This is a genomic window from Planococcus sp. A6 (genome assembly GCF_028823615.1).
Taxonomy (GTDB): domain Bacteria; phylum Bacillota; class Bacilli; order Bacillales_A; family Planococcaceae; genus Planococcus.
The window spans coordinates 1-14,761 of record NZ_JAPEHT010000081.1 but is presented as its reverse complement, the minus strand read 5'-3'; the positions used below and the strand labels follow the sequence as shown (position 1 = coordinate 14,761).

General features: G+C 49.4%; 15 protein-coding genes. 9 read left to right on the top strand and 6 right to left on the bottom strand.

The features are described 5' to 3' along the window. Positions 1-102: 102 nt before the first annotated feature. Positions 103-2,136 (bottom strand): Na+/H+ antiporter, encoded by a 2,034-nt coding sequence (locus ON064_RS12400; protein ID WP_274625004.1) that lies wholly within the window; start codon positions 2,134-2,136, stop codon positions 103-105. A 140-nt stretch (positions 2,137-2,276) separates the two neighbouring features. Here ON064_RS12400 and ON064_RS12395 point away from each other — a divergent pair, with 140 nt between their 5' ends. The 3 genes from ON064_RS12395 (at position 2,277) to ON064_RS12385 (ending at position 4,586) form a co-directional block, all read left to right on the top strand. Continuing rightward, the gene (locus ON064_RS12395) at positions 2,277-2,654 is read left to right on the top strand and encodes a YidH family protein (protein WP_121300569.1); all 378 of its coding nucleotides are present in this window, start codon (positions 2,277-2,279) and stop codon (positions 2,652-2,654) included. Positions 2,655-2,840: 186 nt separating this feature from the next. Next, entirely contained in the window at positions 2,841-3,977 is a 1,137-nt protein-coding gene (locus ON064_RS12390) for a CapA family protein (RefSeq protein WP_274625003.1), read from the top strand. A 12-nt stretch (positions 3,978-3,989) separates the two neighbouring features. Further along, positions 3,990-4,586: a hypothetical protein gene (locus tag ON064_RS12385; protein WP_274625002.1), complete on the top strand. Its 597-nt coding sequence runs from the start codon at positions 3,990-3,992 to the stop codon at positions 4,584-4,586. Positions 4,587-4,671: 85 nt separating this feature from the next. Here ON064_RS12385 and ON064_RS12380 read toward each other — a convergent pair whose 3' ends face one another. Further along, positions 4,672-5,514, bottom strand: coding sequence for a YitT family protein (locus tag ON064_RS12380; RefSeq protein ID WP_121300566.1), 843 nt, complete (start codon positions 5,512-5,514; stop codon positions 4,672-4,674). A gap of 247 nt (positions 5,515-5,761) precedes the next feature. On the opposite strand from ON064_RS12380, the gene ON064_RS12375 reads away from it, so the two are divergent. Next, positions 5,762-6,979: an EAL domain-containing protein gene (locus ON064_RS12375; RefSeq protein ID WP_274625001.1), complete on the top strand. Its 1,218-nt coding sequence runs from the start codon at positions 5,762-5,764 to the stop codon at positions 6,977-6,979. Between the two features lie 33 nt (positions 6,980-7,012). On the opposite strand, the gene ON064_RS12370 is transcribed toward ON064_RS12375, so the two are convergent. Then, on the bottom strand, positions 7,013-7,876 hold the full coding sequence (locus ON064_RS12370; RefSeq protein ID WP_274625000.1) for a PPK2 family polyphosphate kinase: 864 nt from the start codon (positions 7,874-7,876) through the stop codon (positions 7,013-7,015). 191 nt (positions 7,877-8,067) lie between these two features. Further along, positions 8,068-8,718, bottom strand: a complete 651-nt coding sequence (locus tag ON064_RS12365; protein WP_274624999.1) for a hypothetical protein — start codon at positions 8,716-8,718, stop codon at positions 8,068-8,070. 441 nt (positions 8,719-9,159) lie between these two features. Between ON064_RS12365 and ON064_RS12360 the strand changes: the two genes are divergently transcribed. After that, a complete protein-coding gene (locus ON064_RS12360) occupies positions 9,160-9,330 on the top strand; it encodes a hypothetical protein (RefSeq protein WP_158290794.1) in 171 nt (56 codons plus the stop codon). A gap of 47 nt (positions 9,331-9,377) precedes the next feature. On the opposite strand, the gene ON064_RS12355 is transcribed toward ON064_RS12360, so the two are convergent. Next, on the bottom strand, positions 9,378-9,818 hold the full coding sequence (locus ON064_RS12355; protein ID WP_274624998.1) for a VOC family protein: 441 nt from the start codon (positions 9,816-9,818) through the stop codon (positions 9,378-9,380). 94 nt (positions 9,819-9,912) lie between these two features. Continuing rightward, entirely contained in the window at positions 9,913-10,311 is a 399-nt protein-coding gene (locus tag ON064_RS12350; RefSeq protein WP_274624997.1) for a hypothetical protein, read from the bottom strand. 254 nt (positions 10,312-10,565) lie between these two features. Here ON064_RS12350 and ON064_RS12345 point away from each other — a divergent pair, with 254 nt between their 5' ends. From ON064_RS12345 to ON064_RS12330, 4 genes are all read left to right on the top strand, one after another. Continuing rightward, positions 10,566-10,736 carry a hypothetical protein gene (locus ON064_RS12345; RefSeq protein WP_274624996.1) on the top strand — a complete coding sequence of 57 codons (171 nt, stop codon included), beginning with the start codon at positions 10,566-10,568 and terminating at the stop codon, positions 10,734-10,736. A gap of 4 nt (positions 10,737-10,740) precedes the next feature. After that, positions 10,741-11,379, top strand: coding sequence for a GNAT family N-acetyltransferase (locus ON064_RS12340; protein WP_274624995.1), 639 nt, complete (start codon positions 10,741-10,743; stop codon positions 11,377-11,379). Positions 11,380-11,469: 90 nt separating this feature from the next. Next, entirely contained in the window at positions 11,470-12,795 is a 1,326-nt protein-coding gene (locus ON064_RS12335) for a Glu/Leu/Phe/Val family dehydrogenase (RefSeq protein ID WP_342455342.1), read from the top strand. Positions 12,796-12,940: 145 nt separating this feature from the next. Next, a complete protein-coding gene (locus tag ON064_RS12330; RefSeq protein WP_274624994.1) occupies positions 12,941-14,755 on the top strand; it encodes an LTA synthase family protein in 1,815 nt (604 codons plus the stop codon). Positions 14,756-14,761: the final 6 nt, after the last annotated feature.

Here is a 14,761-nt window from a genome sequence, read left to right as displayed (position 1 = left end):
GGCTCGATTCCCGCCCCACGGAAAGCGAGCAATAAGCTTCGGAAAATGCGATTATCAAGTGTTTCTCGACAGCTTGGAAAGCAGAAGCCTGAGCTTCTGCTTTCATTCCGTCGGATCGTACAAGGTGACGCTTTCGATGTAGTTGATGTATTTCCTTAATTCTTTCGCTTGCTGCCGTGTGATTTCCGCGGCATCGTACATATCGTAGATTTTGGCGCGCCCCATGTCCATAACATTGATGCGCAGCTCTTCTTTTTGCATCTCGTAACGTTCATCGTACAAGGTTTCGGGCTTTCTCAAACGGCTGATCATTTTCCGGTACTCGGTCAAAACTGCTTCGACGATGTCTTTATGTGAAGCTTTTTGATGATAAGCTTCCAAATTCTCCAAGGCGGCTTCAAGTGCCTTCAATTGCACTTCACGGCCAACCTGGTATTCGACCAGGCGAATTTCCTCTTCCTGCCAGTTTTCCCCACGGAACCTGCGCCACGCGCGGATCAATTTTCCTTGCAAATAAATCAGTGTAGACCGGGCGTTATGGGCAATCGCTTCCTCGCGGCGGTTCAGCGAATTCTCGAATGCTGTGTAGACTTCCCGTTCCATGCCTTCTGTCTTCTTGAGCCTTTCGATAAAGCGGCGCTCGGCTCTTAAAGCCCGCAGCCGCACTTCTTTCATGCGGCGCTGGTATTTCTTGTTCGCCTCTTTCGCTTCTTCGCCTTCAGGCTGGACTTGCTGGAAACGCAAACGGTATTCATCCATCAATTCATATGCTGCCGTTTCATTCGCTTCGGTCATTTCCGATTTGATGCGGGCGATCGATGCCAGCAAAATACGCCGTCTTGCTTCTTCCAAGTCGATTGTATCGCCGTCATCGCTTCCGGCCAATTTGCCCTTGCTGAGCAGCGGCAAGCAGGCGGTCGCAAGAAGCAATGTCAAAAGGATTGTCCCGACGGCGAGGAACAGCAGCAGTGAGCGCTGCGGAAAGATATAGCCGCCTTCGATAATCATCGGCAAGGACAAGATCCCGACCATGGTCACCGTTCCGCGGACGCCCGTCAGGCTGACGAATAAAGTCAGCTTGAGGCTTGGCTTTGCGGCATCTTCCATTTTGCCGAAACGGTATTCGTAGTGGGAAAATAAATAGGCCCAAATAAAACGGATGCCGAGCAGCATGGCGGTAATCGCCAGGACATACGACAGCAGGACGCTTTCATCCATACTCGGATTCTCCAACGCGCCGCTCATCGCTCCCGGGATGTTGAGCCCGAGCAGCAGGAAGATGATGCCGTTCAGCACGAAGGTAATGATTGTCCAAATATTTTCCGTCAGCATCTGCTCTTCTGCGACCAGCGCTTCGGTATCTTCCTGCACGAGCGAATGGACGATTCCGCCGACGACGACGGCGATAACGCCGGATGCGCCTAATAACTCTTCCGCGACAACAAAGATGATAAACGGCGTCATGATTTGCAATAGCGAATGGAACGTAACATCATTGATCCCTTGTTTGCGGAACAATAAGCGGATGCCGACGAACAGCAAAGCGATCACGGCTCCAAGAAGCGCACCCGCCAAAAACTTATAGGAGAAATTAAAAATAGCGGAGTATAGCGAGAAGGTTCCGGTGACGACTGCAGCGACTGCATAATTAAATGCGACGAGCCCCGAGGCGTCATTGATCAGCGACTCGCCGCGCACCAGGCTCAGGACATTGCTCGGGATACGGACGCGCTGCGAGATGCCATTCACGGCGACAGGGTCCGTAGGCGACAGGATAGCAGCGAGTGCGAACGCAGCGGCAAGCGGAATGTCTTCAATAAGCCAGTGGATAAAGTAACCGCCGATCAAGGTCGTCAGCAGCACCAGGATGACGGCGTTGCCGAAAATCGGCCCCCGCATGCGCCATAATTCCTCACGCGGAAAATGCCGCCCATCGTTGAACAGGAGCGGTGCGATGAACAGCAGCAGAAACCATTCGGCTTCCAATTCAAATGTAAAATCCTCGAAGACCAGCACGATGATCGTCCCGAGCGCCACTTGGATAAGCGCTGCCGGCACTTGCGGCACGTAGTGGCTCACTACATTGGAGACGAGAAGCGCGATCAGCAGGACCAAGATAGTCAGCAATAATTCCATCGATATTCCCCATTTACTTGTGATGATATGTGTATACCCCGTTTATGTTTTCGGTTATCCATTTCTTGCTTAGTTTCTAATTAGAACACATCCGTTTCGGGTAAACTAGAAGAAAGTACCGGTCGAAGGAGGTCCAGAACTTGTCACGTCAATCCTACCGCAAGGAAAAAAACCAACTGACTTATACCCAGCAGCACCTCGCCAACGAGCGCACCTATCTCGCTTGGATCCGCACAGCGATTTCCATAGTCGGCGTCGGGTTCTTGGCCACGAGCCTGCATTTCACGATGGGCGTCGTGCGCAATCCATTTGTCGATTTGTTCACGATCATACTCGGTATCTTCGCTTGTATTTTCGGCCTAGTCATTATTTTTACGGCCACGCGCACTTACCGGGAAAAGCGCCAACAGATCATCCAGGAAACGTTCTACTCCTCGAATTTGCGCATCAGCATGATTTCCACGATGCTGTCGATCATGATTATCATGGTCATCATCTATTTCTTTATCATTATGTGAATCATTTGCGGCTGAAGTTTATTAGCTTTCAGATCTGCCGCCAAAAGACAGGATATTTATCATACTTAACCCATAAAATCCCTAGTTATTTCCTCACGGATATAGTATTCTGAAATCAATCGGTCTGACGAATACACGCTGTTCCCGCCCTGTTGTCTGGGCAGGACACCCGAAAGGAATTGACTCATGGCGACTCTCCCAAAATGGTTTATCGTTTGCCTGGCTGCTATCGGAACTTTGGCTATTAGCGGTGAACAGCCGTCGGCGGCTGACTCCGCCCCGCATGAATTTACTTTGCGCACTGCTCCGCTTGCGGTGATGCCTGAGCGATTGGCGAGAAACCATCGGGTGAGCTTGTCGGCAATCGGTGATGTACTTATCCATGAGCCGCTTTACGAAGATGCCAAGACAGGCACCACGTATGATTTTGGTTCCATGTTCGCGCCAATCCAGCCTTTCCTTGATTCTTCCGATATCACTGTCGCCAATTCCGAAAGCATTATCGGCGGCAGCGAAATCGGCGTCTCTACCTATCCATCATTCAATAGCCCGTTCGAGCTCGGCGATGCCATGAAAAACGCCGGAATCGATGTTGTCTCCATGGCGAACAATCATACTTTGGACCGCGGCGTCCAGGCAATCGAGAACGCCATCACCCATTGGCGGAATATCGGCATGGTGTCAACCGGTTCTCACCTGTCCGCACAACAACGTGCCGACATCCCGGTGATTGAGCGCAACGGCATCACTTTATCATTTTTATCCTATACATACGGCACCAACGGCGTCCCGACACCCGCCGGCCGGCCGTATTTAGTCAATCGCATCGACCGGGAGTTGATCCAACAGGATTTGGCGTATGCGCGAAAGCATTCCGATGTGACGGTGTTAATCCTCCATTTTGGCAATGAATACGAACCGATGCCGACGCAAGAACAAGCGGACCTCGCACTGTTTGCCGCTGAGAACGGCGCAGACATCATCCTGGGCCATCACCCTCACGTCCTGCAGCCGCCTACCTGGATTGACACTGCAGATGGCCGCCGCAGCTTCGTCTTTTACTCACTCGGCAATTTCCTGTCTGGGCAAAAAGGCGTCGAACGGCGGATCGGCGGCATTGCCCATGTGGATATCGAGAAACTGGAAACTCCTGAAGGCTCAAGCATCGCCATCACCAACCCAGCGTTCACCCCGACCTTTGTCCAGCACGACAGGTTTACGGATTTTGAAGTTTTGTTATTGAAAGACATCAATGACGAATGGAACGCCAATACGAAAGCCCATCTTGCCACTTGGATGACAGAACTGGAATTCCGCGAATAAAGGAGTGAATTGATGATGCAGGACTGGAAAACGGAGGAACGAAAAATATATACCCCTGCCGCCGAAGCCCACGCCGTACACATTCCGAAACAATTCTATTTTGTCATCGACGGCCATGGAAGTATCGGGTCCGAGGATTTCCACGAACGCCTTCGCGTGTTGACTGCCCTGTCGGAAGCGGTTCGGGCGATGCCAGGACACGGCTATTGCCCGCCTGGATTTGCGGATTACTCCATTTATCCGCCGGAAACGCTCTACCATACAGACAACCAAGACGGGCGGCCGGCAACTTTCTCGTTGATGGTCCGCCAGCCGGATTTCATCGATAACGAAACGATCGACCGTGCGTTCAATTTGATCCACAAAGAGCGAAAGTTCCCGCTGCTTCCCGAAGTGGCATTCGAGGAGTTCGAAGATGGGCTATCGGTTCAATTGCGCAGCTCCAAAAAGCTTGAACCGGCCGGGGACGCTTTTCAGAAAATCGATCATTTCCTGCTGGCGAATGCCTTGAAGCGCCGCAACTTCCAATACCGCGAGATTTATCCAGGACATGGCCGCGATTTATTTGATGAAGTGGTGTACCGCGTGTTTGTTGAGGAAGCGCAGTAGCTGCCTGCCATGTGAGGGATGCAGCAAGCAAAGGAAAAGCCGTCCCGAAAAGTGTCTTCGCACTTTTTCCGGACGGCTTTTTCCATTACATCTGATTTTTCTTATAGTTTTCGTCTCGCCGGAAGTTCCCGACCACTTCCATCGTCTCGGTGATGCTGACGAAGGCATTCGGGTCGATTTCCCGGATCAAGGGCCGGACAAATGCCAGCTCGTAACGGGTGATGACGCTATGCAGCACTTTCACCTTGGCACCAGTATACGCGCCTTCCCCGTCCGTAACCGTAATGCCGCGGTACAGGTTCGTCAATAGTTTCTTCTTCACTTCGTCGCCTTTTGCTGTCACGACCATCAAGCTGAGCTTAATATGGCGCGTATGGATACGGTCGACGACGATGCCCGTGATATAAATTGATGCCATCGTGTACATCGCAAGCTCCCAGTTGAAGATAAAGCCCGAGATGAACACGACGCCGCTGTTCAAAGTGAACACCATAAAACCAAGCGGGATATCGCGTTTCATTGTCAGCAACAGGCCGATGACGTCAAAGCCGCCGGTCGACCCGTAAAAGCGGATGATGATCCCGACTGCAGCGCCTGAAATGACGCCGCCGAAGACCGATGACAACAAGGCATCTTCTGTCACTTGGACAATCGGGATATACAGCATGGCAATCGACGTGACGGCCACCGAGAAAATACTATTGGCGATAAAGGTCTTGCCGAGCTTCATCCACCCGACAACCAGGATCGGCAGGTTCAGCAAAATCAACCAAATCCCCGAGTTGACCGGCGTCATCAAACCGAAAATCATGGCAACACCGGTAACGCCTCCTGATAAAATTTCATGTGGCAGCAAAAACATATTGAAAGCGATCGCCATAACAATGGAAGCAATGAAAATTGCCCCGAGGCGGTAAAATTTGTCCATTTTTTATTCTCCGTTCATCTAGTGGTAATGAGCGATGCCCGCATTCCGTTGATGGCGATGGGGCAAGGCAGCGATTCACATTATAGGGGGTGCGATCATAGAAAAGCAAGCACTTCTGGTTGGATTTACAGTTTCTTTTCATTCACGGAATATTCGTCATTTGAATGGTGTTTCAAAAGCTTCAATTGAATGCCAGAAAAATTAAGACTAAAATAGAAGAAGACAGTGCACGGCGAGGAGAGATATTATGGATCCGTTAGACATCATCGACAATATGGACAAAATCATGCCGGTGTTCCAGCCGATCGTCAGTGCCGTCAAACACGACGTCATCGGCTACGAACTGCTCGGCCGCTACTTAGAAGTGGACGGAACCAAATCACTCGGCGAATTCTTCAACGACCCGGAAGTTCCGGACGAGTACAAAACTGAAGTGGACCAAAGGCTGCTCGAAATGGCACTCGATCAATTGCTTGCCCAAAACAATGACTGCCTGCTGTTCATCAACCGCAACGCACGCCAATTGATGGCAGGAGACGGCGAAGATTTCCTGAAGACCCTGCTCGAATACCAGAAACGTGGCTTTCCGCTCGAACGCATTGTCCTCGAAATTACCGAGCACGATTTCAATGATGATTTCGATACACTCAACCACTTGCTTTTGTATTTCAAAACTTACGGGATCCAGATTGCTGTCGATCATGTGGGCGCGAAAAGTTCGAACATCGACCGCATCCGCCAGTTGCGGCCGCATATCCTGAAAATTGATATGAGCATCAGCCGTCATCACCAGCCCGATGCATTCCAGGACATCATCCATTCCTTATCGATGCTTGCCCACCGCATTGGCGCCCGCCTGTTATACGAATACATAGAAGACAACCATCAATTGTATTTCGCTTGGAAACACGGTGGGCATTATTACCAAGGCTATTATTTGGCCCATCCGGACCCTGCCCTACTGACGACGGATTCCTTGTCCATCCATGTGGGCGATCAAGTAAAGGAATTCGTCCACCGCGAAAAAGCAATGGTTGGCGAACGCTTGGCTTATACCGCTCGTTCAGAAGAAAAACTCAAACGCTTGATGGGCAAATGGCAAAGCCCAGACTATGCCGACCAGTTCATCCAGGAAGTGCTGCCGCTTTTCGAAGCGGAAAGTTTCCGCATCTATATTTGCAATGGCGACGGGGAGCAAGTTTCCTCCAACTTCCGGAAAACTGCCGGCAGTTGGCAAGGTGAACCGCAGCAAATCGGTTCACACTGGGCTTTCCGGCCATATTTCCTGGAGAATATGATGCTCATGAAAGCGAGTCATAAAGGACGGCTGTCGGACATCTACGCCGATATCGAAACAGGGGAAATGATCCGCACATTCAGCTATCCGCTATCGGACGAATGCTTCCTGTTCATCGATTTAAGCTACGAATTTATTTCTGAAAATGATTATTTATTGTTTCAATAAATCACAGTCAAAAAAGAACCCCTTCGGGTTTTGTCATTTCGCTTCCTTTTCCAGCTTGTCGATATAATGCTTAAGTTTGTCTTTTTGCTCACCACTGATCTCAGGCAGTTCCGGGTTGATTTCCTCCAGCATTTCCACCATCACCTGGGCGATGATCAAACGGGAATACATCTCATCATCTGCCGGCAATATATACCAAGGAGCATGTTCTGTAGACGTGTTTGTCAGCATATCCCCAAAGATGTCTTGGTAATCCGCCCAATGCTCGCGTTCTTCGACATCGCTGAAGGAAAACTCCCAATTTTTCTCTGGGTTTTTCATGCGTTCGAGCAGGCGCGCAGTTTGTTCTTCTTTGGAAATATTAAAGAAGAACTTCACAAACGGAAAACCGTTCTCGAACATATAACGTTCGAAATCGTTGATCTGGCGGTAGCGCCGGTTCCAAACTTCGCCGTCGATCAATTGATTGGGCAGCGGCTCTTCTTCAAGGAGATTATGGACTCGCGTCGCAATCACTTCTTCGTAATGGGAACGATTCAAAATCCCAATTTGCCCGCGCTCTGGCAAAGCTTTGTGCAAGCGCCATAAATAATCATGCTTCAATTCCTCTTCGGTCGGTTTTCCGAGCGTCGTCACTTTCAGCCCTTGGGCGGTCAAGTTCGAGAACAGGTAAGTGATGGCTTCATCTTTTCCCGCCGCGTCCATTGCCTGAAGGGCCACCACAATGCCTTTTTCTTCTTCTGCATGAAGCCTGACATGCCATTTTTTTAGTGCTTCGATCGTGTCCTTCAATTGCTGTTCGATTTGCCCGGGTTCGGTTCCTTTATCTTCATGTGTCGGCCAGTCTTCCAAATCCACTTTGCGCCCAGCGTTCACTTTGTATTGTTGGGTATCCATGAAATCACTCCTTGAAATATAAATGGTTTTCTTTCCATACCCTTTTTCAGCATTTGGAATTACAGGGCTTTTTTCTCAATCTGTTATTTAAAATTTCCCCACCATAAGTTGACAAAGGCTACACACAACCTGCACGAAAAAGCTCCTTCAAAACCCATACAGAGTCTCGAAGGAGCTTTTTCAATTGTGGACTATTCGTAGGCAATCGAACCGTCTGCCTTCTGTTCATACGTGATGTCTTCTTGTTCCATCAAGGAAATCAAGATTTCGGCTTTGTCGTCCGCTTGCTCTTTTTGGCGGTCCAGGATTTCATCCAGCTTCTCATGGATTTCCTCGACTTGGTTTTTCTGCAAAGTCTTTGTCATTTCACGCGTTAACTCGATTTGGGCAAAATGATAGGATTCCAATCGTGCAAGACGTGGATCGTCCGTGTCGAGTTCTTCGGACAATTGCTCCAACTTTTCCTCCATCTCATTGATATGGAGTTCGGTGAGCGAATTATGGTCATACAGGCGAATCAGTGAATTGCTCACTTCTTTGAGAACTTCCTCGCTTTTCTCGCTTTGGAAAATATACTGCTGGATTTCATCTTGCTCCGCATTCGCGGTCGAACGCTCCTCATTCCACGGAGCGACATAACTCGCGAAGGAATATACGTTCCACAGAATGAACAGCAGTAAAATGCCGCCACCGGCTTTCAGCCAAAGTTTGCGGCGGTGCGGATCTTTTTTATTGGATCGAAAATTTGGCGGTTCAGCCCCGGTTTCGGCGCTTTTTTCCGCTTCAATTCGATTGGATTCATTATGCGGATTACTGTCTGAAAACTGATTGTAATTAGCCATGTTACCCTCCGGACATCTATTCGTAACACGATTGTAACAAAAAACATTCAAAATAGCATCCGTTTTTTAAAAGAATCCAAGAAATTATGACAAAATTCGACAAAGTAATGCCATTTTTTTCGTTTCTCTTGGCCAATAAAGCGTCTCTCCATCACCCGCTTTGAAAGGTTAGCCCACCGCTTTTTTCGGGTAAACTACCTGCAAGCATCACCATCTCATCCAATTATCTTGTCATTGATCCACCATCCTTTTCTTGATGGCGATCAGAAAGAAAGGCGGTCTTTTTTATGCGCATTTCCTGTATGGGGAGTTTATTGATTTCAATTATCCTCTCGATTGTATTGACCATTTTGCTGAACTTGTTATTTTTCTAGCTGCCGCTGTAATTGCCGGGCCTTGGCCGCGAAAGCTTTGTATATATTAGAAATGGAGGAACTCCAGATGACCAGAACATTCGTGATTTTATTGATCGTGTCGGCGCTGTTGTTCATCGGATTCTATTTTGCCATTACGCTCTATAACCGTTTTGTCGGAGGATTTGTTTCAGCGGGAATTGAATTCCAGACAGCAGTCACCTTATCCGAAATGCTGTCCTCCCATTTCCAGCCGTAAACTTCTTCAGCTAACGAAACCCCATCGCCTGAGCGATGGGGTTTCTTTTATTCACCGGGATTTTGTTGTGTGTTTCCCGCTTCAGATTTGCGGTAATCGAATTGCCATTGCACGCCGAATTTATCTTCTACGACGCCGTATGCTTCACTCCAATAGCTCTCCTCGAATTCAAAGATCACTTTGCCGCTTTCTGCCAGCTTCTTGAAATCGGCTTTCATTTCGCCCAGCTCTTCCGAACGGATGGACACGTGGAAATTGCTGCCGAATGTCGCCGGCTTGCCTGGCATCGCGTCTGATAGCAGCAAGTAATTGCCATAGAGCGGAATCGCCGCCTCCAAGATCAATTCCTTTAAATCCTCGTCGAGTTTCGATCCCGGGTTGTCGCCGTAATGGATGACGGAAACATCGGATACGCCAAAGATGCCTTCATAATATGACAGCACTTCTTTGCAGTTTCCGTTAAAAATGATTTGTGGATGGATCGCCACTTCTTCGCCCCCTCTTGAACTGTCCGTATCGTCCTCTTTTCCCTTCCGTTTCCAGCACTAAACTCGTGCTTTTATTTCCAGGCGGGTAATTTTTTCATAAATGAATAGACGATCGGCCCCAAAAGATGGCCACCAAAAATAGATAAAACGATACCGAAGCGATGAGTACCGTGAAAATGCCGCTCCATAAAGCCGCCACCAAATACAAAAACAATAAAAGCACTGCCCAGACGATGCTGATGCGAAGCGCCGCATTTTTCATCCGGATGCGTCTTAGCGCGGCCAATCCCAATGACAACAAAAAAGCGGGTACCACCATCCACATTAACGTTCTTGTTGCCATATCACCTCTTACGTCATCGTTCAATAACAGCGTATCCGAACTGCCAGAAGTCACCATCGTCACCAACAGCCCGACAACAGTGATCAATGCATAAAGCCCCAAGCCGAACAATAGATCCTTGACCAATTCCACCGCTTTCCAGTTTTCCAACGCCTTCCCTCCTTGTCGTTCCCGGACTTTTTCAGCTGTCCAGCATTCCGGAAAACAATTCGCTATTCCGTTTAGTTCGCCGCCATCCCTCGTTTCCCCTGCCAGACTTTCAAATCACCACATGGGCTTTGCCGGTTCCGGTGAGCATGCCCCTTAAAATATTTTCAGTTTGATAACTGTTTCCGCTTGGTAGTCATGGCCCGAATACACTAAAATTATTATGCAACTATTGACCACTTAAGGAGTGACGATACATGAACGAAACGATCCGCCAGTTGACCGAGGATGACTTACAGGCTTTGCAGGACATGGATACGGGCATCGATGATGATTATGTCATCCGGGTATTCGACCGGATTTCCACAGGGCCGAACCGTTTATTCGGTTTGTTCCATGACGGCCGCCTGGCGAGTATCGGCGGGTAGCGATATGAGCTTCCGTGGCCAAAGCCTATCCTCAAAGCTGATGGCCTATGTCCGGGATGCGGCACTCGATCATCCGGGCATCCGTTTTGTCGGTGCCAATACACAGGAATTCAACCTCCCGGCACAGCGCGTCCTCGAAAAAATCGGGCTGTCCCGCCAAGCTGAATTGTTTTCTGCCATCGCAGCAAATGTGGAAATCTTCGAAAGCGGCGCTGCGCCTTGGCAAAAAATCGACAGTGACGAGGAAAAAATGCGCTGGCTCGAAGCGGTTTATATCCGTTCGGGACGGGTCTTTCCTTACGAATGCTATTACCCGTTTCCCGCAAGCCCTGGCTTGTTTTCCGGCCAAGCGCTTGCACAATGGGACTTCTATGAAAATCCGGACGGCGACCGGATCGTCATCACCAAGCACGATGTGAAGAAATTCGATTACTTGCATACACTTTACCCTTGGGACGATTTATTTGAGCAGCCAGGGTTATGGGAAACCTTGCACGCACCACTCGAGCACATCCGTCGTGGTTCTGAGGAAGGTGCTTTTGTCTGGATGGATCTGACCCGCAAGCAAACAGGAACACTGCCGGAAGGTCATCCTTTCGATTTACCGTCTCCCTGGTTTTTATACGGCACAGACATCCATTAACTTATTCTCCTCCCCTTCTAAATGTTTAAGGCACATTGTTAATAGGAAGACATAGAGTATAGAAGGAAAACAGCCAAGGAGGAGTACATAATGACACAGCAGGAACATCGCCAAGAAGAAGTAGCAGAAGATTTAAAGCAGGAAATGCCGGTAAAGGAAGTCAAAAACGGCGTCGAACTTTCGAACCCGCTTGAAATCGTCCAGCGCATGCTCGAAGTGGCAACCCAAGAACTTGAGCTACCACAAGGTGTATACGAAATTCTCAAAAAGCCGAAGCGCATCTTGAAAGTTTCGATTCCCGTACGCATGGATGACGGGACATATCGCGAATTCGAAGGCTATCGCTCCCAGCATTTGGATGTGCTCGGTCCGACAAAAGGCGGCGTCCGGTTCCATCCGGGCGTGACTGAAGACGAAGTGGCAGCCTTGTCGATATGGATGTCGATGAAAGCAGCCATTCTCGGAATCCCATACGGCGGCGGCAAAGGTGGAATCGTCGTCAATCCGAAAGAGTTGTCCGAACGGGAACTCGAGGAATTGTCCCGCGGCTTTATCCGCGAACTCGAACCGATCATGGGACCTGAAAAAGATATCCCTGCACCGGATGTCAACACGACGCCTCAGATCATGGGATGGATGATCGATGAATTTTCCCGCCTGAAAGGCAAAAATGTGCCCGGCACGATCACCGGCAAGCCTTTGATTCTTGGAGGATCGGAAGGACGCATCGAAGCGACCGGACGCGGCGTTGTCTTCACCATCGAAGATGCCGCCAAGAAAATGGGGCTTGAACTCGAAGGAATGACCGCAGTCGTTCAAGGCTTCGGGAACGTCGGATCGATCACCGCCAAACTTTTACACGAACGCGGCGTGAAGGTGCTCGGCATTGTCGACGCTGGCGGCGGCATCTATCATAAGGATGGCCTGCCGATCGAAGAGTTGATCGGCTACGCCCAAACGACGGGCACGGTTGCCGGATACAACGGCTACGAATCGCTCAGCAATGAGGAATTATTCGCAGCCGATGTGGACATATTGGTGCCAGCTGCGCTCGAAAACCAAATCACTTCAGCTACCGGCCCGACCATCCGCGCCAAGATCGTGGCGGAAGCGGCGAATGGGCCCACGACGCCGGACGGCAACGCCGCGATGGAAAAGAACGGCATCACCGTCATCCCGGATATTCTTTGCAACGCGGGAGGCGTCACGGTTTCTTATTTCGAATGGGTTCAGAACACGACCCATCTTCGCTGGACTGAGCAGCAAGTAAACGAGCGCCTCCACACCGAAATGACTGAGGCTTTTGACGATGTCTATGAAATGAAAGAACAAAAAGGCTGCACGATGCGCGAAGCAGCGTATCTGGTCGCTGTTGAACGCATTGCCCAGGCAATGGAAGCACGCGGCTGGATCTAAACTAAGCTAAGAGGCTGTTCCAAGAGCTCATGAAACAGGGCTTTTGGGGCAGTCCCTTTTTTTGTTTTTTCCACTGATGTTTCCGAACCCCTTTTTACAGGTAGTGAATAGGAAAGGCCCTCACCGCCAGAAAAGGAGCACGACGATGAAAACAATTGATTACTGGGTCTATTTGGCCTTTTCCGCATTTAAATTATTTCTCTTCAGCTTATACACCGATACCCCATTCAGCTTCGGCTTTTTCCTGATCAGCTTCTCGAGTGCATTGATTCTTTCAAGTTGGACTTTATTGATCGATGCCCGCAAGCGGCGCTGGATTTTACTATCGCTTTTGGCCCTGCACAGCATCCTGCTGATTTCGGATGTTTGGTATTATCGCTATTTCGGGGATCTGTTATCCGTTCAATTGATTCCCTCGATGACGCAAATGAATGACGTGGGGGGCGGGTTTTTAAGTTTGATCCGCTGGACTGACTTTTTCTTTTTTGCTGACTTCCTGCTGTTTCTCGTCTTCATTTTCGCTTTAAAAAAGCGCAAACTAGCGCCAAGGAAGACGACGAACGGCAAACTGGCAGCTGTGATTGCTGCAGTCGGCCTCTTGATATTTGCCGCCCCGCTCCTTACAAGCGTCGCAAAAGACGAACGCTGGCTGACGGGAGATGCCACCAGCAATATGCGTGAATATTACGAGCTCGGATTTTGGGGTTACCATGGCTATGATTTCGGAAAAGGTGTCGTTTCCATTTTCCGCGAGCCCGAACCATCCGAACAGGACAAAGCCTTGCTCCAGGAAGCTGCTGCAGAAATCAGCACGGAAAACAACGGCGAGCAGCCGAATATTATCCTCGTGCAATTGGAGTCGCTGCAGGGCTCTGTCATTGGCCAGGAAATTGGCGGCGAAGAAGTGACGCCTTACTTGAACCAGCTCGAGGAGGAAATGCTATACTTCCCTTCATTCCATCATCAGACCCATGAAGGGCGCACCTCGGATGCAGAATTTGTCATCAACACATCGCTGCACCCACTGCGCACAGGCTCTGTCTATACTCGCTTCCCTGACAGTATATTCGCCCCACTCCCGGAAGCTTTGCGAAAAGGCGGCTATGATACCGCAGCTATGCATGCTTATGAAGCGAGCTTTTGGAACCGCAATACCGTTTATGAACATATTGGCTTTTCCCGCTTCTTTAGCGAAAAGGATTACCCTGATAAAGAAAAAATCGGCATGGCCATCAACGACGAAGATTTCTTCAGGACGTCGGTCGACCATATCCAAAAATTAGAAGAACCCTATTACGCGTTCATGATCGCCTTAAGCAGCCATATCCCTTATACGATTCCTAAAGATAAAAAAGAGTTGGCGCTGCCAAGTTATGAAGATGAATTGCTACAGAATTATTACCATACTGTCCATTATGTCGACGGTGCGGTCGAAGTGCTTGTCGATGAGTTGAAACAGCAAGACATGTGGGACGATTCGTTGGTCATTTTCTACGGTGACCACGACAGCGGATTGACCGAACAGGGCCGTGAGATGGCGAATAAGCTTGACGCCAATGGAACGACCGAGCAATTCGAATTGTTCCGGGAAGTTCCATTGTGGATCAAGCCACCAAACCTGCAGGAAGGTGAAACGGTTGAGACCGCCGGCGGCCAAATCGATTTGGCACCGACGATCCTGGAACTTGCAGGCATCGACCAAGGATTTATGCTCGGCACTTCATTGCTGTCGGATACTGAAAGGCTCGTCGTTTTCCGCGACGGTTCGTTCCGAAAAGGCGATGTGTATTTCAAGCCGGATTTGACGTCTACAACTGGGGCAGGTGAATGTTATTCAATCGACAGCGGTGAAAAAATTGACGACGCAGATTGTGAGCCATATATTGGCGATGCGCTCGATCAATTGCGCATTTCGGATACCGTGATCGAAGACAATGGGCTGGACTATATCGAGCAATGAAAAAAG

What these genes read in the sequence shown, in the direction of transcription:
- ON064_RS12400 (WP_274625004.1), bottom strand. Translation starts at nt 2,136, where the DNA reads ATGGAATTATTGCTGACTATCTTGGTCCTGCTGATCGCGCTTCTCGTC.
- ON064_RS12390 (WP_274625003.1), top strand. Translation starts at nt 2,841, where the DNA reads ATGGCGACTCTCCCAAAATGGTTTATCGTTTGCCTGGCTGCTATCGGA.
- ON064_RS12385 (WP_274625002.1), top strand. Translation starts at nt 3,990, where the DNA reads ATGATGCAGGACTGGAAAACGGAGGAACGAAAAATATATACCCCTGCC.
- ON064_RS12380 (WP_121300566.1), bottom strand. Translation starts at nt 5,514, where the DNA reads ATGGACAAATTTTACCGCCTCGGGGCAATTTTCATTGCTTCCATTGTT.
- ON064_RS12375 (WP_274625001.1), top strand. Translation starts at nt 5,762, where the DNA reads ATGGATCCGTTAGACATCATCGACAATATGGACAAAATCATGCCGGTG.
- ON064_RS12370 (WP_274625000.1), bottom strand. Translation starts at nt 7,876, where the DNA reads ATGGATACCCAACAATACAAAGTGAACGCTGGGCGCAAAGTGGATTTG.
- ON064_RS12365 (WP_274624999.1), bottom strand. Translation starts at nt 8,718, where the DNA reads ATGGCTAATTACAATCAGTTTTCAGACAGTAATCCGCATAATGAATCC.
- ON064_RS12360 (WP_158290794.1), top strand. Translation starts at nt 9,160, where the DNA reads ATGACCAGAACATTCGTGATTTTATTGATCGTGTCGGCGCTGTTGTTC.
- ON064_RS12345 (WP_274624996.1), top strand. Translation starts at nt 10,566, where the DNA reads ATGAACGAAACGATCCGCCAGTTGACCGAGGATGACTTACAGGCTTTG.
- ON064_RS12340 (WP_274624995.1), top strand. Translation starts at nt 10,741, where the DNA reads ATGAGCTTCCGTGGCCAAAGCCTATCCTCAAAGCTGATGGCCTATGTC.
- ON064_RS12335 (WP_342455342.1), top strand. Translation starts at nt 11,470, where the DNA reads ATGACACAGCAGGAACATCGCCAAGAAGAAGTAGCAGAAGATTTAAAG.
- ON064_RS12330 (WP_274624994.1), top strand. Translation starts at nt 12,941, where the DNA reads ATGAAAACAATTGATTACTGGGTCTATTTGGCCTTTTCCGCATTTAAA.